Origin of the sequence: Salmonella sp. SAL04162, from assembly GCF_046551535.1 — a bacterium.
Taxonomy (GTDB): domain Bacteria; phylum Pseudomonadota; class Gammaproteobacteria; order Enterobacterales; family Enterobacteriaceae; genus Salmonella; species Salmonella enterica.
The window spans coordinates 135016-161250 of record NZ_JBGDVX010000005.1 but is presented as its reverse complement, the minus strand read 5'-3'; the positions used below and the strand labels follow the sequence as shown (position 1 = coordinate 161250).

Annotated in this window: 29 protein-coding genes and 1 pseudogene; 11 read left to right on the top strand and 19 right to left on the bottom strand. The window is 50.2% G+C overall.

Translation table 11 applies throughout. The features are described from left to right. Nucleotides 1–6: 6 nt before the first annotated feature. The 6 genes from ACLJRH_RS11960 to ACLJRH_RS11935 are packed head-to-tail and all read right to left on the bottom strand — an operon-like array spanning nucleotide 7 to nucleotide 6346. Nucleotides 7–990, bottom strand: a complete 984-nt coding sequence (locus ACLJRH_RS11960; protein ID WP_023136857.1) for an aldo/keto reductase — start codon at nucleotides 988–990, stop codon at nucleotides 7–9. 9 nt (nucleotides 991–999) lie between these two features. After that, nucleotides 1000–1947, bottom strand: a complete 948-nt coding sequence (locus tag ACLJRH_RS11955) for a sugar kinase (RefSeq protein ID WP_023136858.1) — start codon at nucleotides 1945–1947, stop codon at nucleotides 1000–1002. Nucleotides 1948–1951: 4 nt separating this feature from the next. Then, nucleotides 1952–2788, bottom strand: coding sequence for a ketose-bisphosphate aldolase (locus tag ACLJRH_RS11950; RefSeq protein ID WP_000878870.1), 837 nt, complete (start codon nucleotides 2786–2788; stop codon nucleotides 1952–1954). Nucleotides 2789–2809: 21 nt separating this feature from the next. Next, nucleotides 2810–3853, bottom strand: coding sequence for an NAD(P)-dependent alcohol dehydrogenase (locus ACLJRH_RS11945; protein WP_023136859.1), 1044 nt, complete (start codon nucleotides 3851–3853; stop codon nucleotides 2810–2812). A 10-nt stretch (nucleotides 3854–3863) separates the two neighbouring features. Further along, entirely contained in the window at nucleotides 3864–5243 is a 1380-nt protein-coding gene (locus tag ACLJRH_RS11940; RefSeq protein ID WP_023136860.1) for an MFS transporter, read from the bottom strand. A gap of 26 nt (nucleotides 5244–5269) precedes the next feature. Continuing rightward, nucleotides 5270–6346: a zinc-binding dehydrogenase gene (locus ACLJRH_RS11935; RefSeq protein WP_000645184.1), complete on the bottom strand. Its 1077-nt coding sequence runs from the start codon at nucleotides 6344–6346 to the stop codon at nucleotides 5270–5272. A 295-nt stretch (nucleotides 6347–6641) separates the two neighbouring features. On the opposite strand from ACLJRH_RS11935, the pseudogene ACLJRH_RS11930 reads away from it, so the two are divergent. Continuing rightward, nucleotides 6642–7136: pseudogene (locus ACLJRH_RS11930) on the top strand (glycosyl hydrolase family 18 protein); the annotation flags it as partial. A 103-nt stretch (nucleotides 7137–7239) separates the two neighbouring features. Here ACLJRH_RS11930 and ACLJRH_RS11925 read toward each other — a convergent pair. Together ACLJRH_RS11925 and msrB are read right to left on the bottom strand one after the other, a co-directional pair. Beyond that, on the bottom strand, nucleotides 7240–7518 hold the full coding sequence (locus ACLJRH_RS11925) for a YeaC family protein (RefSeq protein ID WP_001046864.1): 279 nt from the start codon (nucleotides 7516–7518) through the stop codon (nucleotides 7240–7242). A gap of 41 nt (nucleotides 7519–7559) precedes the next feature. Further along, a complete protein-coding gene (gene msrB / locus ACLJRH_RS11920) occupies nucleotides 7560–7973 on the bottom strand; it encodes a peptide-methionine (R)-S-oxide reductase MsrB (RefSeq protein ID WP_001519539.1) in 414 nt (137 codons plus the stop codon). A gap of 341 nt (nucleotides 7974–8314) precedes the next feature. Here msrB and gapA point away from each other — a divergent pair, with 341 nt between their 5' ends. Then, entirely contained in the window at nucleotides 8315–9310 is a 996-nt protein-coding gene (gapA, locus tag ACLJRH_RS11915) for a glyceraldehyde-3-phosphate dehydrogenase (protein WP_000153505.1), read from the top strand. Nucleotides 9311–9638: 328 nt separating this feature from the next. Further along, nucleotides 9639–10523, top strand: coding sequence for a D-hexose-6-phosphate mutarotase (locus ACLJRH_RS11910; protein WP_000608663.1), 885 nt, complete (start codon nucleotides 9639–9641; stop codon nucleotides 10521–10523). 98 nt (nucleotides 10524–10621) lie between these two features. On the opposite strand, the gene ACLJRH_RS11905 is transcribed toward ACLJRH_RS11910, so the two are convergent. The 3 genes from ACLJRH_RS11905 to ACLJRH_RS11895 all read right to left on the bottom strand — a co-directional run bounded on the left by ACLJRH_RS11905 (nucleotide 10622) and on the right by ACLJRH_RS11895 (nucleotide 13808). Beyond that, nucleotides 10622–11479 carry an aldo/keto reductase gene (locus ACLJRH_RS11905; RefSeq protein WP_000843744.1) on the bottom strand — a complete coding sequence of 286 codons (858 nt, stop codon included), beginning with the start codon at nucleotides 11477–11479 and terminating at the stop codon, nucleotides 10622–10624. 96 nt (nucleotides 11480–11575) lie between these two features. Beyond that, complete coding sequence (locus tag ACLJRH_RS11900) at nucleotides 11576–12772, bottom strand: anaerobic sulfatase maturase (protein ID WP_000029250.1); 1197 nt, start codon at nucleotides 12770–12772, stop codon at nucleotides 11576–11578. Nucleotides 12773–13061: 289 nt separating this feature from the next. Beyond that, the gene (locus ACLJRH_RS11895) at nucleotides 13062–13808 is read right to left on the bottom strand and encodes a MipA/OmpV family protein (protein ID WP_000163762.1); all 747 of its coding nucleotides are present in this window, start codon (nucleotides 13806–13808) and stop codon (nucleotides 13062–13064) included. A 427-nt stretch (nucleotides 13809–14235) separates the two neighbouring features. On the opposite strand from ACLJRH_RS11895, the gene yeaG reads away from it, so the two are divergent. Continuing rightward, nucleotides 14236–16170: a protein kinase YeaG gene (gene yeaG / locus ACLJRH_RS11890; RefSeq protein WP_001518010.1), complete on the top strand. Its 1935-nt coding sequence runs from the start codon at nucleotides 14236–14238 to the stop codon at nucleotides 16168–16170. A gap of 122 nt (nucleotides 16171–16292) precedes the next feature. Further along, on the top strand, nucleotides 16293–17579 hold the full coding sequence (locus ACLJRH_RS11885; protein WP_023136862.1) for a YeaH/YhbH family protein: 1287 nt from the start codon (nucleotides 16293–16295) through the stop codon (nucleotides 17577–17579). A 150-nt stretch (nucleotides 17580–17729) separates the two neighbouring features. Here ACLJRH_RS11885 and ACLJRH_RS11880 read toward each other — a convergent pair whose 3' ends face one another. Next, nucleotides 17730–17930 carry a hypothetical protein gene (locus ACLJRH_RS11880; protein ID WP_024138907.1) on the bottom strand — a complete coding sequence of 67 codons (201 nt, stop codon included), beginning with the start codon at nucleotides 17928–17930 and terminating at the stop codon, nucleotides 17730–17732. 294 nt (nucleotides 17931–18224) lie between these two features. On the opposite strand from ACLJRH_RS11880, the gene dgcJ reads away from it, so the two are divergent. Together dgcJ and ACLJRH_RS11870 are read left to right on the top strand one after the other, a co-directional pair. Next, a complete protein-coding gene (dgcJ, locus tag ACLJRH_RS11875; protein WP_080187400.1) occupies nucleotides 18225–19718 on the top strand; it encodes a diguanylate cyclase DgcJ in 1494 nt (497 codons plus the stop codon). A 49-nt stretch (nucleotides 19719–19767) separates the two neighbouring features. After that, nucleotides 19768–20286: a YbaK/prolyl-tRNA synthetase associated domain-containing protein gene (locus ACLJRH_RS11870; RefSeq protein ID WP_023892117.1), complete on the top strand. Its 519-nt coding sequence runs from the start codon at nucleotides 19768–19770 to the stop codon at nucleotides 20284–20286. Here the strand turns inward: ACLJRH_RS11870 and yoaI are convergent. Next, the gene (gene yoaI / locus ACLJRH_RS11865) at nucleotides 20283–20390 is read right to left on the bottom strand and encodes a small membrane protein YoaI (RefSeq protein WP_023136865.1); all 108 of its coding nucleotides are present in this window, start codon (nucleotides 20388–20390) and stop codon (nucleotides 20283–20285) included. The two genes, ACLJRH_RS11870 and yoaI, sit on opposite strands and share 4 nt — an antisense overlap. 205 nt (nucleotides 20391–20595) lie before the next feature. On the opposite strand from yoaI, the gene ACLJRH_RS11860 reads away from it, so the two are divergent. Continuing rightward, nucleotides 20596–21042 (top strand): DUF441 domain-containing protein, encoded by a 447-nt coding sequence (locus ACLJRH_RS11860; protein WP_000460698.1) that lies wholly within the window; start codon nucleotides 20596–20598, stop codon nucleotides 21040–21042. On the opposite strand, the gene ACLJRH_RS11855 is transcribed toward ACLJRH_RS11860, so the two are convergent. Beyond that, the gene (locus ACLJRH_RS11855; protein ID WP_000579793.1) at nucleotides 21022–21816 is read right to left on the bottom strand and encodes an AraC family transcriptional regulator; all 795 of its coding nucleotides are present in this window, start codon (nucleotides 21814–21816) and stop codon (nucleotides 21022–21024) included. The genes ACLJRH_RS11860 and ACLJRH_RS11855 overlap by 21 nt on opposite strands. A 100-nt stretch (nucleotides 21817–21916) precedes the next feature. On the opposite strand from ACLJRH_RS11855, the gene ACLJRH_RS11850 reads away from it, so the two are divergent. Then, complete coding sequence (locus tag ACLJRH_RS11850) at nucleotides 21917–23101, top strand: CynX/NimT family MFS transporter (protein ID WP_023136866.1); 1185 nt, start codon at nucleotides 21917–21919, stop codon at nucleotides 23099–23101. 120 nt (nucleotides 23102–23221) lie between these two features. Beyond that, nucleotides 23222–23569, top strand: coding sequence for a DUF488 domain-containing protein (locus ACLJRH_RS11845; protein WP_023136867.1), 348 nt, complete (start codon nucleotides 23222–23224; stop codon nucleotides 23567–23569). Here the strand turns inward: ACLJRH_RS11845 and ACLJRH_RS11840 are convergent. Both ACLJRH_RS11840 and ACLJRH_RS11835 read right to left on the bottom strand, forming a co-directional pair. After that, nucleotides 23555–23866, bottom strand: coding sequence for a hypothetical protein (locus ACLJRH_RS11840; protein WP_000487129.1), 312 nt, complete (start codon nucleotides 23864–23866; stop codon nucleotides 23555–23557). The genes ACLJRH_RS11845 and ACLJRH_RS11840 overlap by 15 nt on opposite strands. A 68-nt stretch (nucleotides 23867–23934) precedes the next feature. After that, nucleotides 23935–24186, bottom strand: coding sequence for a DUF333 domain-containing protein (locus ACLJRH_RS11835; protein WP_000673492.1), 252 nt, complete (start codon nucleotides 24184–24186; stop codon nucleotides 23935–23937). Nucleotides 24187–24381: 195 nt separating this feature from the next. Between ACLJRH_RS11835 and ACLJRH_RS11830 the strand changes: the two genes are divergently transcribed. Beyond that, nucleotides 24382–24480: a YoaK family small membrane protein gene (locus ACLJRH_RS11830; RefSeq protein ID WP_001589065.1), complete on the top strand. Its 99-nt coding sequence runs from the start codon at nucleotides 24382–24384 to the stop codon at nucleotides 24478–24480. Nucleotides 24481–24618: 138 nt separating this feature from the next. On the opposite strand, the gene ACLJRH_RS11825 is transcribed toward ACLJRH_RS11830, so the two are convergent. The 3 genes from ACLJRH_RS11825 to ACLJRH_RS11815 all read right to left on the bottom strand — a co-directional run bounded on the left by ACLJRH_RS11825 (nucleotide 24619) and on the right by ACLJRH_RS11815 (nucleotide 26234). Continuing rightward, nucleotides 24619–24867 carry a GlsB/YeaQ/YmgE family stress response membrane protein gene (locus ACLJRH_RS11825; protein WP_000512149.1) on the bottom strand — a complete coding sequence of 83 codons (249 nt, stop codon included), beginning with the start codon at nucleotides 24865–24867 and terminating at the stop codon, nucleotides 24619–24621. A 313-nt stretch (nucleotides 24868–25180) separates the two neighbouring features. Next, nucleotides 25181–25822, bottom strand: coding sequence for a hypothetical protein (locus ACLJRH_RS11820; protein ID WP_023136868.1), 642 nt, complete (start codon nucleotides 25820–25822; stop codon nucleotides 25181–25183). A gap of 229 nt (nucleotides 25823–26051) precedes the next feature. Further along, the gene (locus ACLJRH_RS11815; protein ID WP_023136869.1) at nucleotides 26052–26234 is read right to left on the bottom strand and encodes a DUF1869 domain-containing protein; all 183 of its coding nucleotides are present in this window, start codon (nucleotides 26232–26234) and stop codon (nucleotides 26052–26054) included. Nucleotide 26235 lies beyond the last annotated feature (1 nt).

The window sequence follows — 26235 nt, the reverse complement described above, 5'->3', positions numbered from 1 at the left end:
TATTGCTTATGGATTGTCCAGTGCTTCCGCCATTTGTCTCATCAATAACGCATCGTCATCTGTTAAGGTGATGGACAGCGCAGCGATATTCTCTCGTACCTGCTCCGGCGACGTGGCGCCGCTAAGTATCGAAATCAGTTCGCTTTGTCGCAATATCCACGCCAGAGCCAACGTCGGGACAGAGCAATGGTATTTGTCACACAATGGCTGCCACTGCTCCAGCATATCAATGACCCGCAACATATTCTCACGCTGGAACCAGAGTTTATTCGCTCGCGCCCCGCCGGGAACATAGTCACGGGTAATGGTGCCGGTTAACAATCCCTGCTCCAGTGGCGAATAAATCTGTACCACGATGCCGTGCTCGCGGCATAACGGCAGCAGCTCCGTTTCCAGCGCCCGGTCAAGAATGCTGTATTTCGCCTGTATGATGTCCAGCTCGCCATGTTTAAGGTATTCGCGGATATGGCTGACATCTACATTCGCCGCCCCGATAGAACGGATTTTCCCCTCTGCTTTCAGCTCATTGAGCACGCCAACGGTTTCCGCAATCGGCGTAAAAAACGGCTGTACCGACTGCCAGTGGGTCATATAGATATCGATATAATCAATCCCTAGTCGCTGGAGACTGGCATCGACTTCTTTACGAATAGAGTCCGGAGAAAGATTTTTATAGAGCTGGCGATCGCCAACTTTATTGAACAGGCTCCCTTCCCGCTCCCAGACGATCCCGCATTTGGTCTCCACCACCATCTCGTTACGCGGTAATTTTTTCAACGCCTGGCCGACAATCACTTCGCTATTACCAAAGTTATAGCCCGGCGCCGTATCAATCAGGTTAATACCGCAACGGTGCGCCTCAACGATAGTATCGATGCAGACCTGCATATCGAGGTTGCCATTCCATGCCGGGCCGCCGCCGATAGCCCAGGTGCCGAGTCCCATACGGGAAAGCGCTATATCTGTATTACCTAAAGGTATCATTTTCATCTGCCGCTATTACCCTTCGTATTCATTCAGGAGTTGTTCCACTAGCATTCTGTTTTTCACGCCCGTTGTGGCGCCCACGCTGAGTACCGATATCGCGGCCGTCGCATTGGCGAACCGTGCGCATTCACGCAGCGTTTTTCCCTCCAGCAGCGCGGCGATAAATCCCGATGCAAAATTATCGCCGGCGCCAATAGTGTCGATGGCGGTAATGCCTGACACCGCAGGCACTTCCATTTTTATATCGGCACGTTTGATAAAGCAGCCTTTCTTGCCAGTTTTAATCACCACCGTTTTTACGCCACATTGCAAAAAACAATCGGCAATATCATCCAGCGTCTCTTTCCCGGTCAGTTTTTTGGCTTCATCAATATTAGGAAACAGATAATCGACAAAACTTAGCGCTTCGCGAATATCGTCCAGAGTTTCATTCAGCCGCGGTTTGATCATGTCAGCGCAGATAATCAGTTGATGCGCTTTCGCCTGCGTAAAAATAGCCGTTAATGCTTTGCCATCCAGCAGCGGGCTGTTAAAGATACTTGCCAGTGATAACAGCCTGGCCTGAGAAAAACGGTCAAAATCGACATCGTTAATATTTAGCTTCCACAGGCTGCCGTTACGGTTAGTGACAAAGGTGCGCTCACCATCATCAGTCACCAGCCCAACATTAATTGAGGTATCAATATCAGCATCCTGCTTCAGGCTCTGAATATCGATATTCTCCTTCCGACAGTGGTCGAGAATAAAATACCCTGCCGCATCGTCGCCAACGCGACTCATTAGCGCAGTGCGATGCCCGAGACGCGAAATAATCGTGGCTTCATTAATCGCATCTCCCCCTGTGGTCATGGCAATTCGTTCTAATGGATACGAATCGACATCAAAGATATTTTTACTAACCGGTTGCAAAGGAATGTCAACAATGGCCGCCCCTATGCAAAGAACTTCGATTTCGTCCATATCATCATTCCGCTTTACCATCTGAACCAAACAGTTTGATTTTTTCCAGCGCGCGGGCTTTTACCGCTTTGCGTACTTCGCGTTCCAGATGCAGGAACGGCTGATCCTGATTCTCTTTTACCGCTACCATCGCGGCCTGACACAGTTCGGTGTGGATATTGATTTTCGAGATGCCCAGCGAAATGGCTTTTTTGATATCCGCGTCGCTAATACCGGAAGCGCCGTGTAACACTAGCGGTACGGAAACTGCCTGGCGCACGCGCTCCACGACCTCAAAATTCAGTTTTGGTTCAGAGGTGTACACGCCATGCTGGTTGCCGATGGCGACCGCCAGCGAGTCACAACCGGTGCGCGCTACAAATTCCGCCGCCTGATCCGGGTCGGTATAGTGATACCCCGCCAACGCCTCTTCATACACCGTTTCGTTCCCTACGTGCCCTAACTCCGCCTCTACCGGAATACCCAGCGGATGAAAGAAATCAACGGCTTCTTTGGTCAGGCGAATATTTTCTTCAAAGTCAAAGGATGAAGCGTCACGCATCAGCGAGTTCATGCCGTGCGTCCAGGCATTATGGATAATGTCCATGCTACGTCCATGATCCCAGTGGGTAATTACCGGCACAGAGGCTTTTTTAGCCATGGAAACCATCATATGAGAGAAGTCTTCAAATGAAGTATTGCCCACAAATCCGGTACCAAAGGAGATAATAACCGGCGAATTTGCCTCTTCCGCCGCATCAATCACTCCCATCAACATTTCCGCATTCCACACGTTAAAGTGCGCAATTGCGTAATGTTTATTTTGTGCATCATTTTCCCAATATTTTATATCTGCCAACATCGCTGTTTCTCCCGTTATTTATTAATCGCAAACTTTAATAACGCCTTTAATAATGTCGCGTTTGTTATTCACCGACTCTTCAAATGCACGTTGCACGTCTTTGTAATCGTAAATATGCGTCACCATTGATTTCACATCGAAACGCCCGGAGGAGATGGCATCAATAGTCACCGGATAGCGGTTGGCATAGCGGAATACCGTCTGGATGGAGACTTCACGGTTAATTTTGAGGAAATTAATCGCTGAATCTCCCGCGACAGTGCCGACAATCATGATCTTCCCGCCGCGCATGACCAGATACGGCGCTTGCTGAGTTGTGACGGCGGAACCGGCGGTTTCAAACACAATATCGGCGCCCATATCGTCGGTGAACTGCTGGCAGCGCGAGACAGTATCTTCTTTCGCCCCATTGATAACGGTTGTCGCTCCCAGTCGTTCAGCCATTGCCAGCCGTTTTTCCAGTACATCTACTACCGCGATATTGGTCGCCCCCAGACACTTACACGCTTGCAGGGTCATTAAACCAATGCAGCCCGCGCCGAGAATGACGATTTTCTTACCCGGTTTAACATCCGCCAGCATTGCCGCGTGCATTCCAACAGCAGCGGGTTCCACCAGCGCACCTTCCATAGTGTCCATATTGTCCGGAAGCTTGTACGTAAAACTTTCCGGATGGCACAGATAGTGAGTTAAGGCCCCGCGATAATTCGGCTGCGTCGCCATAAAATCAACATCCGGACAAATATTGTATTTTCCTTCCAGACAATAGCGGCAGTGGCCGCACGGCACGCCCGGCTCGATATTAACCCGATCGCCTGGCTTAAATTTGCTTACCCGCTTGCCGACCGCAATGACCGTTCCGGCACACTCATGACCGAGACCAATTTCCTGATTTGGATCCTTCGGCGGAATGAATGGCCCGGATTCAAAACCGTGAACATCTGAACCGCAAATACCGACATATTCCACTTTGATCAATACTTCGTTTTCTTTTGGTACTGGAATATCAGCCGCCATAATTGTCATGGTGCCAGGCGTTTTTAATATCGCTTTTGAATTTTTCATTTTTATTCCTTTATTTACTCGTGACCTTATCAATGCCCAGACTTTCGACCGAAACACCCCTGGTCTCGATTCCGATAGTCGCTATTGCAACAGCGACGATAATCGAGACAGTGCCCAGCAGGACGAAAACGCCCGTCACGCCATAACCGTTGAGTAATACCGCCACTGCATAGGGGGCAGCGATACCGCTGATTCTGCCGACAGCGTTCGCCAGGCCGGAACCGCGAAGTTTCGCTTCTGTTGGCCAGATCTCCGGCACATAGACCGCCGAGGCATAACAGACATACATATAGACAAAGGTAATCAGGAAAAAGCCAATTAAGGTGATAAGCAACATGCTGGTTTGCAGTGAATAAATATATCCCAGCACGGCAATCAGAATTAATAAACCGACACCCATGGTTTTGCGCGGAATTTTATCCATTACCAGCATAGCGATAAATATGCCAAACGGTGCGCCGAACATACTCATGGTATTTAAAACGATCGAATCTTTGAGGTTGATGCCCTGCGTCATAAAGATGGTGGGCAGCCAGTTAATTAACGTGTATTGCACAACGTTCATGGCAATCAGCACGCAGGAACCCAAAATAACGCGTTTCAGTAATACGCCAGTGAGCAACGCTGAATACGGTACGGAACGCGGCGGCTTGCCGCTGCTTTCAATAATAACCGGCGGCAGCGGTTTTCCTGTCTGACGTTCGACGCCTGCTTCAATGGCCTGCATGACCTTTTCGGCTTCCTGATAACGCCCGCGCGATTCCAGCCAGCGGGGAGATTCAGGGAAGTATCGCCAGGCAAGCACAGTAGCAATCAGCGACAGCACAGCCGGGATCAGTAACTGCACGCGCCAGTTCCATTCCGCGCTAATTAGCGGCGTCAGCCCCATTGCAATCAGGGAACACAATGGATATGACCAGTTGCCAATAAACGAAACACGACTCGACCAGGTTCCCCGATTTCTGCCCGGCATATATTCGGTAAAACCAGCAAACAGGGTGACCAGTAGTGCCCCTAATCCCACGCCCATCACAAAACGACAGGCGATCAGAAAGCTCATATTCGGTGAGAATGCGCCAACCACCATCGCGGCGATATGGATTGCCTCATAAAGAATAAAGGCGTTCCTGCGCCCGGTTTTATCGCCGATAATGCCGCCCACCAGCGCGCCGAGAAACATCCCCGCTGTGGTAATGGCGGAGAAGGTGGCTGTCGTGGAATTATCGGTCCAGCCTAACTCCTTGAGCTGGGCAAGAATTAATCCGCCGACGGCATTACTCCAGCAAACAAGCAGACCAAAGGCGACGACGGCAAACATTGATGAATGCCAGCGGCAATCCGGCAGGCGATCCAGCCGGGCGCCGCAGTGCGGTTTTGTTATCTGTTCCATGCGATAACGTTCCTTTAGCAGAAGGGTTATTCATCAAAGTCGTAGGTCATGATCACTTTAATGGCTGTCTTATCGACCATTGCGTCAAACCCTTCGCGCCACTGAGAAAGACCGATACGATGGGTGATCATCGGTTTTACTTTGATAGCGCCGCTGGCAAGCAGGCGAATCGCATTGCGCCAGGATGTGGAGTCATAGGCCATATGCCCAATGATGCTTTTGTTCCAGGAAGTAATGTCGTTGATGGAGAAATCGAGCGGCTTAAATCCCATACCGACGCGAACCACTTCACCATTTGGCCGTAGCATGTCGATGGCCTGTTTAAGCGCAATGTTGGCACCGGAGCATTCGATCACCAGACCGAGGTTGTCTTTGCCGCAAATCTCCCGGCAGCGTGCGACGACATCTTCCGTGGAGCCGTTAACAAACGCCGTCGCGCCGAGTTCTTTGGCCACAGGGAAACGGACAGGAACATCCTCATCCAGACCAACCACCACGATATTTACCGCCCCCATAATGCGGGCCATTTGGACCGAAAACAGACCTAACGGACCGGTGCCGATGACTACCACGTCCTGGCCGGGTAAAAATTTGGATTGCTGGGCGATAGATTTATAGGCGTTGCAGATAGGGTCCAGAACTGCGGCTTCCTCGTAATCCACGCCTTCCGGGATCTCCCACAGGGCATGGCGATGGATTTTCAGGATTTCTCCCGGAACCAGGCAGTATTTGGAGAATCCACCGCCCCAGGTGTTGTTATCCAGACCCAGATTCACTTTTTCTGTACAACACAGAAAATCACCTTGTTCACAGGCAGGGCAAACGCCGCAAACGTGTCCGCTGTTGTCAGAAACCACGCGCTGGCCGACTTTCCAGTCTTTCACTTTTTCGCCCACCCGCGCGATACGTCCGGCGAATTCATGACCGCGAACGGAGTTAAATTCGTCGGACCCGCTGTCAACGTTATAGTGCTTCATATCCGCGCCGCAGATCGCCGCCGCTTTGATTTCGATAATCACGTCTTCCGGACCGCATACCGGCTCCGGGACATCAATCATTTTGTAGCCGCCAAAGGCCTTGCCAAATCTCGCCAGTGCTTTCATTGCATCTTCCTTTGTGTTTGGTGTGCATCAATGCTCATCATACTTATCCATAAAATCTTTAAGGTCAACGATAAATCTTTAAAACACAGATAATGATCTGTATTTGCCAACCAAGATCACAAACTCAACGAAATAAACGGCGATAAAACCAAAAAGATGGAAGCCGTATCGCGAAAGACGGCGTGAACGCCTGCGCAGGTTTCTAGGGATGAAGACGCTAATCTGCTGCGGTTATTTTTTCGCCACCCAATTCTGTGGCGTGTTTCTGTGTTAAATGTCAAAAAGGATCGTTAAAGAAGCCCGCGCGGTGTTTATTAAACCGGCGCAGAAGATTGTCGACAAATATGGTCTCGATGGGATCGCTCTTGACTGGGAATATTCGGTTAACGTCGCATTTAAAAGCGCTTCGTCAGCTAATGAGCCCCAAAAGCGGGTCACCCTCGCCGTCGGCACGAATGCGGAAAATCCGAAAAGCTGGCTGGACGTGAAAGCTATAGCCCCGTAGCTCGACTTTATCAATCTGATGACTTACGACATGGCCTTATGGCACGCAGTATTTCAACGCCAATCCGTATGACTCAAACGCCTGGCCTGCTGCTGACAGTAAAGTCTGCCGGGGGAAGGCACTGTTTGCCCTCTCTTATGAAAATCCGCGCCGGTGGGGATCAACGCGGACCAGATTAAAAAGCGCGGGCTGGCCGGCACAATGTTCCGGGAATAGGCCGCCGATGACAATAATCAGTTAGCGACACAGCTGGCGGACTCGCTGGACATTAAGCGTTATTCGTAAAAATATGGCGGGCCTGTGCCTGACAGCAATGAGCAGGCCCGGTAAGCACAACGCACTGGCAATTAAACCACCGGATGGCGACTACCTCTTATCCGGCTCCCCGTTACTGCATTTTCAATGTCGCAATCGGCTTTGACGTAATACCGAAATCCGCTTTGAGCTGCTGCTTGCTTTTCATCACCATCTGACCGTGAGTATCGATCGTCATATGTTGCGCTTCGGTATTGTGCCGCGCCTGCCATAGCATCACCAGCTGTAGGCTGTTTTCTTTCTGCTCCGGCGTCAACGCCACGCCATCCGGCCATTTACCCAGCTCAACGGCGGTGGATAAACGTTGATACACTTCCGGCGTCATGCTGTTAATGATCTCATCAAGATTCATGATGTGTCCGCTCCTGTGGAATAATTTGCTGAATCGTTTTTTCAGCCTTTCAGTTGATCGCCGTTTTTCTCGTCAGAAAAGGCCAGCGAGGCCGAGTTAACGCAATAGCGCTCACCGGTTGGCTGCGGACCATCCGGGAAAACGTGTCCGAGATGCGCATCGCAGTTACCGCAACGAATTTCGACACGCTGCATGCCATGAGAAAAATCGTCTATGTAACGAATCGCCTCTTCGCTGACAGGCTGGTAAAAGCTAGGCCAGCCGCAGCCTGAATCGTATTTGGTGTGGGAGTGAAAAAGCGGCGTATCACAGACCAGGCAGTGATAAACCCCATCGCGTTTATTATGTAGCAGGCGTCCGGTAAATGGCGGTTCTGTGCCACGATCCTGCGTCACATAGAATTGCATTTCGGACAATTTTTTCTTGAGTTCTTCTGCTGAAGGTTGGTTAGCCATTTGCTCACATCTCACTTTAAACGTGCTCACATTGCCTGACCGATTCTAACAAAACATTAACACCTCAGTACCAACTTTTGTTCTAAACTTGATCATTGCGAAATGGCGGCTCACGAATCGTGACTGATGTCACATTATTATCTCGGTTGCCCTTTAAAATTCGGGGCGGCGCCCCCATGTGGTTTCAAGCCGAAAGGAAGAGTGAGGCGAATCAGCCGCGCAAAGGTTGTGCAGAGGATTGATTTGTCGCAATGATTGACACGATTCCGCTTGACGCTGCGTAAGGTTTTTGTAATTTTACAGGCAACCTTTTATTCACTAACAAATAGCTGGTGGAATATATGACTATCAAAGTAGGTATCAACGGTTTTGGCCGTATCGGTCGCATTGTTTTCCGTGCTGCTCAGAAACGTTCTGACATCGAGATCGTTGCAATCAACGACCTGTTAGACGCAGAGTACATGGCATACATGCTGAAATATGACTCCACTCACGGCCGTTTCGACGGTACTGTTGAAGTGAAAGACGGTCATCTGATCGTTAACGGTAAAAAAATCCGTGTTACCGCTGAACGCGATCCGGCTAACCTGAAATGGGACGAAGTTGGTGTTGACGTAGTGGCTGAAGCTACCGGTATCTTCCTGACTGACGAAACCGCGCGTAAACACATCACCGCTGGCGCGAAAAAAGTGGTTCTGACGGGTCCGTCTAAAGACAACACCCCAATGTTTGTTAAAGGCGCTAACTTTGACAAATACGAAGGCCAGGACATCGTTTCCAACGCTTCCTGCACCACCAACTGCCTGGCGCCGCTGGCTAAAGTTATCAACGACAACTTCGGCATCATCGAAGGTCTGATGACTACTGTTCACGCGACTACCGCAACCCAGAAAACCGTTGACGGCCCGTCTCACAAAGACTGGCGCGGCGGCCGCGGCGCATCTCAGAACATCATCCCGTCCTCTACTGGCGCTGCTAAAGCGGTAGGTAAAGTACTGCCTGAACTGAATGGCAAACTGACTGGTATGGCGTTCCGCGTTCCGACTCCGAACGTATCCGTTGTTGACCTGACCGTTCGTCTGGAAAAAGCGGCTACCTACGAGCAGATCAAAGCTGCTGTTAAAGCTGCTGCCGAAGGCGAAATGAAAGGCGTTCTGGGTTACACCGAAGACGACGTTGTATCTACCGATTTCAACGGCGAAGTATGCACTTCCGTGTTCGATGCTAAAGCAGGCATCGCGCTGAACGACAACTTCGTGAAACTGGTCTCCTGGTACGATAACGAAACCGGTTACTCCAACAAAGTACTGGACCTGATTGCTCACATCTCCAAATAAGTTGAGATGACACAGTCATTGGTAAGAGCGACTCAGGTCGCTCTTTTTTTTGCTTAAAGATATACCCGTCATACTTCAAGTTGCAGGTGTGTTGGCTATGCTTTCTCACCCGAATCACTGACGGAAGTCGAACTTATCGGGATGAATCAGGGATGTCCCTGGCCGTAGGTTACCTACGATTGTTCAAATTCGTTCCCGATGAATTTGTCGTTCACTTGCCGCGTTACTCGGCCTGCGGCCCCGCCTCTACGGGCCAGCGCAAGCACTGGTCAAGGCACAAGCGCCTTGTCATGCAACTCGAATTATTTAGGGTTAAGAGGATTGCGTAATGATTAATAAAATTTTTGCCCTCCCGGTTATCGAACAGCTTACCCCTGTCCTTTCCCGTCGTCAGCTTGATGACCTGGATCTGATCGTCGTTGACCATCCGCAGGTTAAAGCCTCTTTTGCATTACAGGGCGCGCACCTTCTCTCCTGGAAACCCGTTGGCGAGGAAGAGGTATTGTGGCTCAGTAATAATACGCCTTTCAAAACCGGCGTGGCGCTACGCGGCGGCGTACCGATCTGCTGGCCCTGGTTTGGACCTGCGGCTCAACAGGGTCTGCCGTCACACGGCTTTGCGCGTAATCTACCGTGGGCGCTAAAAGCGCATAATGAAGATGATAATGGCGTAATGCTGACATTTGAGCTGCAAAGCAGTGAGGCCACCCGGAAATACTGGCCGCACGATTTCACGCTGCTGGCACGTTTTAAAGTGGGCAAAACCTGTGAAATTGAACTGGAAGCGCATGGCGAGTTTGCAACCACATCCGCGCTCCACAGCTATTTTAACGTTGGCGACATCGCCAACGTTAAGGTCAGCGGACTCGGCGATCGGTTTATTGATAAAGTTAACGACGCTAAAGAAGGTGTCCTGACCGACGGTATGCAAACCTTTCCGGACCGTACCGATCGCGTTTACCTCAATCCTGAAGCATGTAGCGTGATCCACGATGCGACATTAAACCGCACGATTGATGTGGTCCACCATCATCACCTTAACGTCGTAGGCTGGAACCCTGGCCCGGCGTTGTCCGTCAGCATGGGCGACATGCCGGATGACGGCTATAAAACGTTTGTCTGCGTTGAAACGGCTTATGCTACTGCGCCGCAACAAGCCACAGAAGAAAAACCCTCTCGTCTGGCACAGACTATCTGCGTCGCTAAACGCTAAAAGTAAATGGATAACGGCGTTGCTATAGGCTCTGGAAGGCGTCAGCCGCCATCAGGCATGACCTGCCGGATGGCGGCACTTACACATTTTATCCGGCGTCACACCATATCCAACGCGGTTTTCCCTTTTGGCGCAGGCCAGGCGTTGTCCAGTAAGGCAAGTTCGTTTGCTGACAAGGCGATCTCAAGCGCCGCTGCATTTTGCTTCACGTGTTCTGTACTTCCGGCTTTCGGGATCGCCATCACGCCCGGATGCGCAATCACCCACGTCAGTAAGATTTGCGCCGCCGTAGCGTTATGCGCTTGCGCAATTTCATTCACCACCGGATGATTCAGTAAACCGCTACGTAATCGGCCAGCCTGCGCCAGCGGGCTATAGGCCATCACTGGCATTCGCTGTTGTTGACACCACGGCAATAAATCATACTCAATACCGCGTGACGCCAGATGATAGAGCACCTGATTTGTCGCGCATTGCTGTCCCCCAGGGATGCGCCACAGCGCCTGCATATCGTCATAAGCAAGATTAGAGACTCCCCAACGGCGAATTTTCCCCTGCGCGATTAGCCGCTCCATACCTTCAACGGTCTCTTCGAATGAAAAGTTTCCGGCCCAGTGCAATAGATAGAGATCGAGATAATCTGTTTTCAGACGACGCAGGCTTTCCTCACAGGCGGCAACTATCTTCTGGCCGCCAGCGTTCCACGGGTACACTTTCGACACCAGAAATGCCTCATCGCGTCGCCCTGCCAGCGCCTCGCCCACGACCTTTTCCGCCCCGCCGTCGGCATACATTTCCGCCGTATCAATAAGGCGTAACCCCAAATCCAGCCCCGCGCGCAGCGCCGAAACCTCGCGCTGACGTTGATCCGCGCGCTCGCCCATATACCATGTTCCCTGTCCGATGGCAGGAAGCGTCACCTGCCCGCAAAACGTTACGTTTTTCACTGATTTCATTTCCTTTTCAATGTCACTCGACGGTAAAACAATACAGGACTCTTAGACCCTACGGTAATGTCCGGCATCATACCGCGCAAGGGGGCGATTTTCTTGTCACTGACGAACGTCATCCGCAATCATGTCGACGATGCGAGTAATATGCGCGGCGGGTCGCTGATTCAGTAATAATTGACGCATCACATTCATATAGGGCGTCACATGTTGAAAGAACTCCAGATATCCTTTACAGAGATAATTTTGCCGTTCGCCGCCGTCCATACAAATTCGATGTTTCGGACAACCGCCGTGACAGGCAAAGCGCCACGTACAGTTCTGGCAGCGTGAGGAAAGGTTTGCTTTAGCCGCGCCAAACTGCTGCTGAAAAGAAGAAGCCGCCATTTCTTCTAAAGAGTGTTGCTGCAGATTGCCCAGTTTATAGGCGGGAAAAACAAAATGGTCACAGCTAAACACGTCGCCATTCTGCTCCACCAGCAAACTTTGCCCGCAGGTCGACTGCATCGTACAAAGCGTGGCGGGCTCCCCCATCCAGACGCCAAGTAAGTTGTCAAAAAGCTGTACGAATATGCGTCCGACATCGTGACGTATCCATTGATCAAAAACATCGCACATAAAGGCGCCCCACCCTTCAGGCGTGACGGAAAAGGGCATCAGCGAAGGCGAATCCTCATTGTCAGATAACGTCAAAGAACGCTGCGTTTTTTGCGCGAGCGGCTCAACAATGGGAATAAATTGCAGGTGTTTACTTTCCAATTCCTGCGTCAAAAAATGATAAATAGCGTTGCCATGACGGCATGACACATCATTCACGACAGTGAGCGTGTTGAACTCGACATCATTTGCCTGCAGAAGGCGGATAGCATTAACGACACGGGAAAAAGACGCCCGCCCTGACGGCGTTTTCCGGTAATTATCATGAACGACTTGCGGCCCATCAATCGATATACCAATCAGGAACTGGTGCTGCGCAAAGAAAGCCGCCCATTCTTCATTGATTAATACGCCATTGGTTTGCAGACTGTTGTAAATAGTTTTGCCGTTGGCATAGCGTTGCTGCAAGCGCACCACTTTTTGGTAAAAAGAAAGACCGCATAGCGTCGGCTCTCCCCCCTGCCAACAAAACGAGACCTCTGAGGATGGCGTATCATCAATTACCCGGCGGATATACGTCTCCAGCACATCGTCAGACATGACGCGCTGGCCCCGGGGTTTATCAAGATAGAAACAGTACTTGCACGATAAGTTACACAGACTGCCGCTGGGCTTGGCTACGGTATTGAATACTATGCTCATTCGTCTTACTCGCTGTGAAGAATGGGTATAGCATAAGCGGGACGTGACAGGGCGATATCAGCCAGCATTGCAACAATTATTACGCTAATTGTTAGCGCAGTTGTAATCACCTTGATTTTTCATATAAAAGGCTAGTTTTTTAAATTGATGTAACAAAGTATAAATCACATAAGGCTGCGCCATACCCGGTCAACAGCGCATTTATGCAAGCCGCCATGTTCGCGTTTCAGACAGCACAAAGCCTGCATAACGCAGGCTTTGTCATGGTTTTTCTGGCAAATTCAATCAATCAGAATCTATAGGTCACGCCAGTAGAAAGGATACCGGTCCAGGATTTATCCACCATCGGGCTATCGGTAATTTCATCCGACAGACGGGTGTAGCGCGCAGTACCATATACGCTCCAGTTACCGGCGAAATTATAGTTAGCGCTCAGTTCAAGATACGGGTTCCAGCTATCGTTCGGGTTATAGCCGCGCAGGCCGCTACGCGAAGATTCTTTACGTGATACGCCGTAATAGTAATCGTTCTGGTTCTCGCTATTCCATTCAACCCCGATACCTGGCGTTAAGGTCAGCCCGCCATTGGTATACCGATAAAGCCAGGCCAGATCCCAGACAATACCGTTACTGTTATCCAACGTATCCCCTGCCAGTGAGGTACGCAGGAATCCATACTGGGTGTGATGCGCGTAAGAAACGCCCGCCATCATAGTACTTTTACGCCTGTCCAGACGACGCAACTGATGGTCATCGCTGTCGCCCGGTTTGAAGTACATCGGGGACCAGTATGCCATGATTGACAACTTATCGGCATTGTCATTCCACAAGTAGTACCCGCCGCCCAGACCACGGAACCAGAAGTTTTCGCTTTCATAAGCGATGACCGGTATCGGATAAACATCGCTATCGTAATCTTTATAAGGGTGTTCAACCACACCAACGCCTGCGCCCAACGTCAGGTTGCTTTCAGCGTGCGCGACGCTGGCGGATGTTGCAATAAACACGCCAAGAGCCAGAAGTTTAAGTTTGGTCACAATCCATAATTCCTTATTCAAATGTTCTGCGGCAAAAGTGTAACCGCCAATACCTGTAAGCCCAACTATTTTACACAATGTAACCGTTTAATATCACCATCACCGATTATTTTCAGATGATCGGTTGATGATCGTTATGTGACCGGGAACGCTTTTTCTGATATCCACCAGCCTTTTCTACCTGATGAGTTATTGATATGTCATCGAAATCCACTGACGCGTACAGGCAAGTTTTGCAAATGCCATCTACGCTTAATGTTAAGAAGGTGTATCACCGGACACGTTGATCTTCTGGCCAATAAAATGGCATGAGAGTTGCTTTTTTTTTCCTTAGCAGAGACGGCGTTCAGTCTACCTCTTCCGGGAGCCTCTACTATTCATATGAACGGCTCTTAACATGTGCGAAAAAACGAAAGGATGGCATATCATGAATATATTCGATCACTATCGCCAGCGTTACGAAGCTGCCAAGGACGAAGAGTTCACACTGCAGGATTTTCTTACCATTTGTCGGCAAGATCGCAGTGCTTATGCCAACGCGGCAGAGCGGCTATTAATGGCTATCGGCGAGCCTAATATGGTCGACACTGCCCAGGAACCCCGACTTTCCCGACTCTTCTCCAACCGGGTTATTGCTCGCTATCCTGCGTTTGAAGAGTTTTACGGCATGGAAGACGCGATTGAACAGATTGTCTCTTATCTGAAACATGCGGCGCAAGGGCTGGAAGAGAAGAAGCAAATTCTCTATTTGCTGGGACCTGTGGGGGGTGGCAAATCATCGCTCGCTGAACGGCTGAAATCGCTAATGCAACGCGTGCCAATTTATGTTTTAAGCGCCAACGGCGAGCGTAGCCCGGTCAACGATCATCCGTTATGCCTGTTTAATCCGCAGGAAGATGCGCAGATTCTGGAAAAAGAGTACGGTATTCCGCGCCGCTATCTCGGTACGATTATGTCCCCGTGGGCGGCCAAACGCCTGCATGAGTTTGGCGGCGATATTACTAAATTCCGGGTGGTGAAAGTCTGGCCCTCCATTCTGGAGCAGATTGCCATCGCCAAAACGGAACCCGGCGATGAAAACAACCAGGATATTTCGGCGCTGGTCGGTAAGGTGGATATTCGTAAACTCGAACATCACGCCCAGAACGATCCGGATGCGTATGGTTACTCTGGCGCGCTGTGCCGCGCTAACCAGGGGATCATGGAGTTCGTCGAGATGTTTAAAGCGCCTATTAAGGTGCTGCACCCCTTGCTGACCGCAACTCAGGAAGGTAACTACAATGGTACGGAAGGTATTTCCGCCCTGCCCTTTAATGGCATCATACTTGCCCACTCAAACGAATCTGAATGGGTGACTTTCCGTAACAATAAAAATAACGAAGCGTTCCTCGACCGTGTCTATATTGTGAAGGTGCCTTATTGCCTGCGAATCTCCGAAGAGATCAAAATCTACGAGAAACTACTTAATCATAGCGAGCTGGCTCATGCGCCCTGCGCGCCGGGCACGTTGGAAACGCTTTCGCGTTTCTCAATTCTTTCTCGCCTGAAAGAGCCGGAAAATTCCAGTATTTACTCGAAAATGCGCGTTTATGACGGTGAAAGCCTGAAAGATACCGACCCCAAAGCCAAATCGTACCAGGAGTATCGCGACTATGCGGGCGTGGACGAAGGGATGAACGGTCTCTCCACCCGATTCGCCTTTAAGATCCTCTCCCGCGTATTCAACTTCGACCATGCGGAAGTGGCGGCAAACCCGGTACATCTGTTCTACGTTCTGGAACAACAAATCGAGCGCGAGCAGTTCCCGCAGGAGCAGGCTGAGCGTTATCTGGAGTTCCTGAAAGGCTACCTGATCCCGAAATACGCCGAATTTATCGGCAAGGAGATCCAGACGGCCTATCTCGAATCTTATTCTGAGTACGGGCAGAACATTTTTGATCGTTACGTGACTTATGCGGATTTCTGGATTCAGGATCAGGAGTATCGCGACCCGGATACCGGTCAACTGTTCGATCGCGAGTCGCTGAACGCCGAACTAGAAAAAATTGAAAAACCAGCGGGTATCAGTAACCCGAAAGATTTCCGTAATGAGATAGTAAACTTTGTCCTGCGCGCCAGAGCCAACAATAGCGGCCGTAATCCAAACTGGACCAGTTACGAGAAGCTGCGCACGGTGATTGAGAAAAAAATGTTCTCTAATACTGAAGAGCTGTTGCCGGTCATTTCTTTTAACGCCAAAACGTCGACTGACGAGCAGAAAAAGCATGACGACTTTGTCGATCGGATGATGGAGAAAGGGTATACCCGTAAGCAGGTTCGTTTGTTGTGCGAGTGGTACCTGCGCGTGCGTAAATCGTCGTGATGTTAATGCCCGGTGGCGCTTGCGCTTACCGGGCCTACAAAGTAATGTTCTGTAGACTGGCTAAGCGTTAGCGCTATCTGGCACTGACAGAACAGGCGCTCAGTTGGCAGTACGGGGGGCATATGACCTGGTTCATAGACCGACGTCTTAACGGCAAAAATAAAAGCACGGTGAATCGCCAGCGCTTTTTGCGCCGTTATAAAGCACAAATTAAGCAGTCAATTTCCGAAGCGATTAATAAACGCTCTGTGACCGATGTCGACAGCGGAGAGTCCGTCTCTATTCCAACCGATGATATTAGCGAACCGATGTTTCATCAGGGGCGCGGCGGTCTGCGCCATCGCGTCCATCCGGGTAACGATCACTTTATCCAGAATGATCGCATTGAGCGTCCGCAAGGCGGTGGCGGCGGCGGTTCCGGCAGCGGTCAAGGTCAGGCCAGCCAGGACGGCGAAGGCCAGGATGAGTTTGTTTTTCAGATTTCAAAAGATGAGTATCTGGATCTGCTCTTTGAAGATTTAGCGCTGCCTAATCTGAAAAAAAACCAGCATCGCCAGCTTAACGAGTATAAAACTCACCGCGCCGGTTTCACCTCAAACGGCGTGCCGGCCAATATCAGCGTGGTACGTTCGCTACAAAACTCTCTGGCGCGACGTACAGCAATGACGGCAGGAAAACGCCGCGAACTGCACGCGCTGGAAACGGAACTGGAGACCATCAGCAAAAGCGAACCAGCGCAACTGCTTGAAGAGGAGCGGTTACGTCGGGAGATTGCCGAACTGCGGGCTAAAATCGAGCGGGTGCCGTTTATCGACACCTTTGATTTACGCTATAAAAATTATGAAAAACGGCCTGAGCCCTCCAGCCAGGCGGTAATGTTCTGTCTGATGGACGTCTCTGGTTCGATGGACCAGGCAACCAAAGATATGGCCAAGCGTTTTTACATTCTGCTCTATCTGTTTTTAAGCCGAACGTATAAGAACGTCGAAGTGGTTTATATCCGCCACCATACCCAGGCGAAGGAAGTGGACGAACATGAGTTCTTTTATTCGCAAGAGACCGGGGGGACGATTGTCTCCAGCGCGCTTAAACTCATGGATGAAGTGGTTAAAGAGCGCTACGATCCGGGACAGTGGAACATCTATGCGGCGCAAGCGTCAGACGGTGATAACTGGGCCGACGATTCACCGTTGTGTCATGAGATTCTGGCGAAAAAGCTGCTGCCGGTAGTGCGCTATTACAGCTATATCGAGATTACCCGCCGCGCCCACCAGACCTTATGGCGCGAGTATGAACATCTGCAGGCGACGTTCGATAACTTCGCCATGCAGCATATTCGCGATCAGGAGGATATTTATCCGGTATTCCGCGAATTGTTTCAGAAACAGAGCGCCAATCAAAACGTATAAATAAACCCGCCCGTTCATATGTCGGGCGGATTTTAATAAACCTGGTGTTCGGTTTTTATGACTGAAGCAATTACCCGCGAATAGTCTGAATGAAGGTATTCCGGCATATCGGGTAATTTAACCCATTAATAGAATTCCATCATGTTAATATCACCAACACCAAGGCCAAGGCTGATATCCAAGATGTTCTGGTTGCCCCACTCCAGGAGGAAGAATGTGACAGGCAGGGACTTTATCAAAAACATGATCAAGAACATGTGAAAAAGGATCATCCGCCATCGCCGACGACGTAAAACCTGCTGCCAGTAATGCAAAAAATAAAATCACAGCCATCTCTTTAAATCGTTTCATAGTGCCTCCGAACGGAAGTACATTATTATCCTTACCACTTCACACTCCTTTCATCATCATAATAAAGGTTATTTTCTTTTTGTCACAAATAGATCAGTATTGTTGGTTAAAAATTTAGTTTTTATCACAATAGTCACACACGAAAATATAAACACAGCGTATTAATTGGTTTATTAAATCGAGAATGATTTTTATTCCATAACATCAACACGTTTTATTTTTAAACAGTCTATTAGAGGAATTCTCATCGCTATGGTAAACTAACGCATCCGACTTTCAGGGCTGTAGTTCATCATGAATTTTCATCATAAAGCGCTCAGGCACTTTATCTCGGCAAGCGTCATCGTTTTGACATCGTCCTTCCTGATTTACGAACTTATTGCCAGCGACAGGGCAATGAATGCCTATATGCGTTATATCATGGAGAGAGCCGATTCGTCGTTTTTGTACGATAAGTACCAGAATCAGAGCATCGCCGCACATTTGATGCGAACTTTTGAAGCGCCGGGAGACCCCGTCACCGCAGAAAAACGCCGCGCGTTTTGCGACGCCTTTGAGGCTATTAACGGTACGCACGGCGTCAACCTGACCCGGCATAATTACCCGGCGCTACATGGCACCCTGCAAACTGCCGCTACACAATGTACCGATAATCTTGATGACGCCCTTTTACTGCCTGCGTTTGATCAGGCGGTAAGCATCAACCGTTCGCAGGACGACCACAGTCACGGGCTGGGCACACTGGAGCTTAAATTCCGTTATTACGTTGATTTAAATAAACATTATGTCTATTTCTATGATTTAATCAACTCACGGCGCTTCGCCATGCATCGTTGGACTTTTTTACAAAAAGGCACAATGGGTATTAACAGAAAAGATATAGATAAACTTTTTACCGGCCGTACGGTTATTTCAAGTATTTACATGGATGATATTACCCAGGAAAACGTCATGAGCTTTTTAACGCCAGTCTATCTGGCGGGAACGTTAAAAGGTATCGTGATGGTGGATGTTAACCAGGATAATTTAAAAAATATTTTTTATACCCAGGACCGTCCGCTGGTTTGGCGTTATCTTAACGTAACACTAAAGGATATGGACTCCGGAAAAGAAATTATTATTAATCAAAGCAAAAATAATCTGTTTCAATATGTGAATTATAGCCATGATATCCCTGGTGGACTGCGCGTTTCGTTGTCCCTTGATTTAACCTATTTCCTTGTCTCGTCCTGGAAAGCGCTGGCCTTTTACTTACTGGCAACGGCGATCCTGCTTAATATGGTACGGATGCACTTTCGGCTTTATCGCAACGTCACACGCGAAAATATTAGCGATGCCATGACCGGGCTTTACAACCGTAAAATATTAACACCGGAGCTGGAACAGCGACTGCAACGCCTGGTCAATACCGGGACGCCGGTGACATTTGTCGCTATTGATTGCGATAGGTTAAAACTGATCAACGATACCCAGGGGCACCAGGAAGGCGACCGAATTATTACCCTGTTGGCGAAAGCGATTAAAACATCGATTCGTAAAAGCGATTACGCCATCCGCCTCGGCGGCGATGAGTTCTGTATTATTCTTGTTGATTACGCGGCGGATTTGGCTATCCATCTGCCGGAGCGTATTATTCGTAACCTGCAAATTATCGCACCGGATAAGACAGTCCATTTTTCCGCCGGGATTTATAATATGCAGCCCAATGATACGATTAATGATGCCTACCAGGCTTCCGATGCGCAGCTCTATCTGAACAAACAACAAAAACAACATCGTTCATCATAGTGCTTCGCAGTAAATGTTCATATTGCACCAGGAGTAAGAAATGGCCGAAATGATTGAAGTCGCGAAGGGTGTCGCTACACACCAACGTTTAGTGGCTTTATTAACGCAGGAGAACGCGCGCTATCGTGTGGTTAGCCATGAAGCGGTAGGGAAATGCGAAGCGGTTTCTGAAATACGCGGTACTGCGCTGGGCCAGGGCGCAAAAGCGCTGGTCTGTAAAGTCAAAGGCAACGGCGTCAACCAGCACGTTCTTGCTATTCTGGCGGCCGATCAGCAAGCCGACCTCTCTCAGCTTGCTTCACATCTGGGCGGCTTACGCGCTTCCCTTGCCAGCCCGGCGGAAGTCGATATGCTGACCGGCTGCGTTTTTGGCGCAATCCCGCCTTTCAGTTTTCACCCCAATCTGAAACTGGTCGCCGATCCGCTCCTGTTTGAGCGTTTCGATGAAATTGCTTTTAATGCCGGCCTGCTGGAAAAATCAGTCATTATGAATACACAGGACTATCTGCGCATCGCCCGACCAGAACTGGCAGTCTTCCGCCGCTTTCAGTCATCGCCAACGGCTTAGTCCTCTCCCTCTTCAAGGAGCAATACCGACACAACGATAATGATAAAAATAGTGAAGAACGACGCCGTTATCATCAGCGCTTCAAGAAACGGTGGATCGTACATAATTGTATCCTCAGGAAGACAACAATGACGGTTCACCTGTTAGCAATACGCGGCGTTGATGGCAATTTAATGACAACGCCGTTTTTCATGTAAAGATTGTCTTTCAGGCAGTTGCCTGAAATCCGCATCAATCGTTAAAAAGGCCTGTGCGCTTTCCCGTTTGGGCGTAAAGTAGTCAGGCTTACTTTTTGGCAAGGAAACCATAATGTTTGATGTCACTCTGCTGATCCTGCTCGGACTGGCAGCTCTGGGATTTATCAGCCACAACACCACTGTCGCCGTCTCAATTCTGGTGCTGATTATTGTCCGCGTAACCCCGTTGAATACCTTTTTTCCCTGGATTGAAAAACAGGGACTTACCGTCGGGATTATTATTCTGACCATCGGCGTGATGGCCCCCATCGCCAGCGGAACCCTACCGCCCTCCACATTGATCCACTCTTTTGTGAACTGGAAATCGCTGGTCGCGATTGCCGTCGGCGTTTTCGTCTCCTGGCTGGGCGGTCGCGGCATTACGCTGATGGGAAACCAACCGCAGCTCGTCGCCGGGCTGCTGGTCGGTACGGTACTTGGCGTCGCGCTGTTTCGCGGCGTGCCGGTCGGCCCACTGATTGCGGCGGGGCTGGTCTCTTTAATTGTGGGGAAGCAGTAACTCGCCCGTCAGATACTGGCCTGGGGTCTGCCCCAGGCCTTTTTTAAACATGGTAATGAATGCCGTGGTGGAATCATAACCCAGCATTTGCGCCGTCTGCTGTACATTACGTCCCGCGATCAGCGCTTGTAGCGCCAGAATTAATTGCAACTGATGACGCCAGCGACGAAAGCTTAGCCCCGTCTCTTTGACGACCAGCCGGGCAAGGTTACGCTCGCTCATCGCGAATACGCTGGCCCACTGCCCTAACGTATTCCATCGCGCGGGCTCCTGCGCCATTGTCTCAACCATTTGGCGAATTTTCGGATGCCCCGATACCGGTAATTGCAATTGTTCCTGCGGCTGCTGCGGCAGTTCATCAAACAACACCTGAATAAGGCGCTGCGTTGGCATTTGCGCTCTTTCGGGATCGGTTCTGCGCGCCAGCGACAAAATCAACTCCCGGCATAACGGCGAAATTTTCAGCGTACAGCAACGCTCCGGCATGACGACCGCCGCAGGTTCAATAAATAAAAAGCACAGCTCCGCCCCTGCGGTCACATGATTACTGTGCGGCAGCGAGCCGGGGAGCCAGACGGCATACTGGGGCGGAACCATCCACATCGCATTTTCCACCTCGCAGGTAATCGCGCCGTGCAGAGCGAGAATCAACTGTCCCTTGCGATGCTGATGGCGAGGGCTAAACAGTTCATCATCCCTGGCGCGAATACAAAAGGCCACAGCGGCATCGTGGTGAAGGTCGGGATCGTAACCGTCCAGTCTCAGGCCAATCATTATATTGTCCGATTTTAGCGATAAATTGTCATTTTAGCTTGATTCATCCAAACAGTAAAAGCTGTTAAGGTATCGCCTCGCCTGACGAGATGAGAAAACGATGACGACAGCCCTTTCACCACGCGGCAAACAGGGCGCTTTACTGATTGCCGGTATTTTGATGATAGCCACTACGCTGCGCGTAACATTTACCGGCGCTGCGCCGTTGCTGGAGACAATCCGTTCGGATTACGGTCTTTCCACCGCCCAGACGGGCCTGCTAACAACCTTGCCGCTTCTGGCGTTTGCACTGGTTTCACCACTGGCGGCCGGTATTGCGCGCCGGTTCGGGATGGAACGCAGTCTGTTTGCCGCAATGCTGCTGATTTGCGCAGGTATTGCCCTCCGCTCCCTGCCCTCCGCTACATTATTGTTTGCCGGAACTGCCATTATTGGGTGCGGGATCGCGCTGGGTAATGTGCTGCTACCAGGATTGATTAAGCGCGATTTTTCACAACATGTCGCCAGGCTGACGGGCGCGTATTCATTGACGATGGGCGCCGCCGCCGCGTTGGGGTCCGCGCTGGTGGTTCCGCTGGCGTTGCACGGTTTTGGCTGGCGCGGCGCGCTGTTAATGCTAATGCTGTTTCCGCTGTTGGCGCTTCTTATCTGGTTGCCGCAGTGGCGCACTACCCGCTCAGCTAACCTGAGTAGCTCCCGGGCATTACATGAACGCGGTATCTGGCGTTCGCCTTTAGCCTGGCAAGTTACGTTGTTTCTTGGACTTAACTCACTGATTTATTATGTGATTATCGGCTGGTTACCGACAATACTCATCAGCCACGGTTATAGCGAAGCACAGGCAGGATCGCTACATGGCCTGCTGCAACTGGCGACCGCGGCGCCTGGGTTAGCCATTCCGCTTATTTTGCATCGCTTTAACGATCAACGCTGGATTGCCGCGCTGGTCTCACTATTGTGCGCGGTGGGCGCGGCGGGACTTTGGTTTGTGCCGGGCCAGGCGGTCATCTGGACGCTACTGTTCGGCTTCGGTTCAGGCGCGACGATGATCCTCGGCCTGACGTTTATTGGCCTGCGCGCCAGTTCGGCGCATCAGGCAGCGGCGCTTTCCGGCATGGCGCAGTCGGTCGGGTATTTACTGGCGGCATGTGGGCCGCCCGTCATGGGAAAACTTCATGATGCCAGCGGTAGCTGGTATCTGCCGCTATCAGGCGTGACGGTTCTGGCTATCATCATGGCGATTTTCGGCCTCTACGCCGGACGCGATCGAGAGATAGCGTCATAAATAAACCTGATACCCACATCTGAATGCCTGATGACGCTTCGTTTATCAGGCCTGATCCATTAAAATCATTACCGCTATCCGACAAAATTACCGTAAGCGACACCATCACAGGAGGGAAAAATGCGAATCCAGTGTAAGCGCGTCTATTTCCCGGCGGAAAAAGACGATGGTTATCGGGTATTGGTTGACAGGCTATGGCCGCGCGGCATTAAAAAAGCAGCGCTGGTCTATGATGAATGGAATAAGGCCATTACGCCCTCCACCGAATTGCGCAAAGCCTTTCATAGCGAACTGATTGATTTTAACCACTTCGCGCAGCAATACCGGGCAGAACTTGCGCAACAGCATCAAGCAGGCAAACGGCTGGCGGATATTGCCCGACACCAACCGCTAACGTTGCTATACGCCGCTAAAGATACTCGCCAGAACCATGCCATTGTGCTGGCGGAGTGGCTACGAGAGCTGTGATTGTCGTGCCGCTGCCTGGCCTGGTTGTCTGTCCGGGGACAACGGCATCAAATGTTCTGCCCGCACCCAGGCAAAACCGTGCTGACCATCGGCGGAGGCTACATCGCCCGTAACCAGCCACAGCGCCCGAGGCGCTTCTTTCGGCAGTAAGGTGACGTGTCCATTTACCGGGTTAATGAATTCATCCCCAGGTTGGCACAGGCAAAATAGCTCAACCGACTTACCAATATTCCGCCGTCCGGCGGGTGTTTTAGCGCCAATAACTATTGCCAACGCGCCCGGCTTTAACTGAAACATATTTTCTTGCGCCGCATGAAACTCATTATCAGATTGTTCTTAATCATATCCCGTCGGACCGCAGGTTGTCACTTTTTCGTATCAGGGTGCTCTCTGCGCCATAATGTCCACTCATCAATGATTTCGCCATTGGGCAATTTGCAATCGGAACGCACGCCTTGTGGGGTCTGCACCGGCATCAGCGTACCGCCCTGTTGCTCACAGTAGACGGCTGCCGGATTAGGCATCCCAATGCGCGGCGGCCTGGGGGCGTTGGGTTGCGACGATGAACAAGCGCTCAGCAGCAATACGCCTGGCAACGCAATCCACGTAAATTTCATAACGACTCCTTAAAGCGATATTTTGTCCAGGATAACCTGGCGGGTACGCTATTTCCATACTTTCTGTCAGCGCTTTAGCGGGTGTTTATCCCGGGTTAAGTCAGTAATAGCCACGCCCTGTCACAAAGTAACCGACCTTTTGTCGCTGAGAAAACCCTGCTATTCTGGCGCCCCCTGAACAGTGAAGGTAATAGCATGAGAGTGGGTATCCTCTTCCCTGTCGTCATTTTCATTACGGCAATATTATTTTTGGCATGGTTTTTTATTGGCGGTTACGCCGCGCCGGGAGCATAACCATGAGGAAAACAACGCTGGTGTTGATGGGCATCGCGCTAGTTGCGGTGGCGGGTACCAAACTGGGCTGGTGGTAAATTCATTTTGAATAATAAAGGCTACCTGTCGTAGCCTTTATTATCTCTGAAAGTTCTGCGTTTAGCTTTTGATTTTTCTGTAGATTAACAGCACGACAATCGCGCCGATCACCGCGACTGCAAAGCTGCCGAAGTTGAAACCATCCACTTTGCCAAAGCCAAAGAACGTACTGATCCATCCTCCGACTACCGCACCAACGATCCCCAGAATGATCGTCATAAAGAATCCGCCGCCATCTTTACCTGGCATGATCCACTTAGCCAAAATACCCGCAATAAGTCCAAAAATAATCCATGAAAGAATGCCCATTTTTTCCTCACTTATGTCTTAACGTTAGCGGTTTATTTGCCGTTAAAAAGAATAGCACATCGTCAGGAAAGTGAAGTTTGTGATATCCATCACCTTTTAGCGTCGTGGATAAAAGCGCATAAATATCAGGGTTGCAATCATTAATGATAACGATTATCTTTATCAACACCGAGTGGTTGAGTTTATAACCCACCTGTTCGGTACGACATTGCTCACATTGCTTCCAGTATTATTTGCCCGCCTCACCGAGTGCGGGCTTTTTTTGCTAACCGCTATCTATCCCATGTCGAATTCATGGTCTTTTTCAGCCGCGCTATTTTGCGTGATACGGGGTCATCTCCAGCGCCGTACATTCATCCTGCTTGTCCTGCTGCATAAACCCCATGGTCACCATAAACAAACCGATCATAAATGGCACTTCATAAAGCTCTTCAATCAAATCTGTGTAACGCGCGTTATGCAGGAATATCGGCGACAACCACCGATGATGCTCGACAGTGTCGGAAATCAGATATGAACATGCCGTCACGGCAAACAGCCACAGTGGCAGAGAAACGTCCCGCAGACGACGAACAATCTCCTTACGTAGCCCGGCAGAAAACAGGACTGGCAATACCAACGCAGCAATTAATAGCACTGAAATCGTTCTGAACAGCATACGTGGCTCGTCAGGGAAATAGTCACGCCCCCAACTGGTGCTTCTACCCAGCAGTACCAGCCACCAGACAACAGCCCATAGCCAAAACTGCTTTGCCCCTTCGGGACGGGAAAGTGGCCGTATATACCAGGCGGTAAATAGCGCCCCAAACAGTAACCATAACGCTTGTCCGTTTTCAATCCATCGGACCACCACGCCGTTAAGCAAAGGCAATTGCCAGTCCGCCGTAAACGGGATGACCACAGCGGCAAGCGCAAGAGTAAGTGCTGACGAAGTTAATCGGGTATCGAGTTTCATGATCATAAGACTCTTCTGGTTTTTAATACCCAATCATAAGTTTTATGAATACGCCCTCATTAGCAAACAATGCGATATTCTTAATGTTTTCTTAATGTTTCTTTTCAACCCATGTCTGATGTAAATAAACAGCGCTTTTCAATACGCAAAAACCGCATCACGCTGGCGACGCGTGATGCGGTTTCTCATTTAAAAAATCAATTTATATCAAATAGATACTACAAGATCCTTACCAACCGCAAACGTCGTGTTCGCTTTCGGTATCGTAGGAACGCACGGTATTGACCAAATCCTTCACAACTTCTGCCGCAACTTCAGGTACCAGCAACGTCATCGGTGCTTCCGTTTCATAGTCCACAGAGACGCCGTTGCTATTATTCGTGACCGTGACGGTATAAGTAGCTTTTCCCATT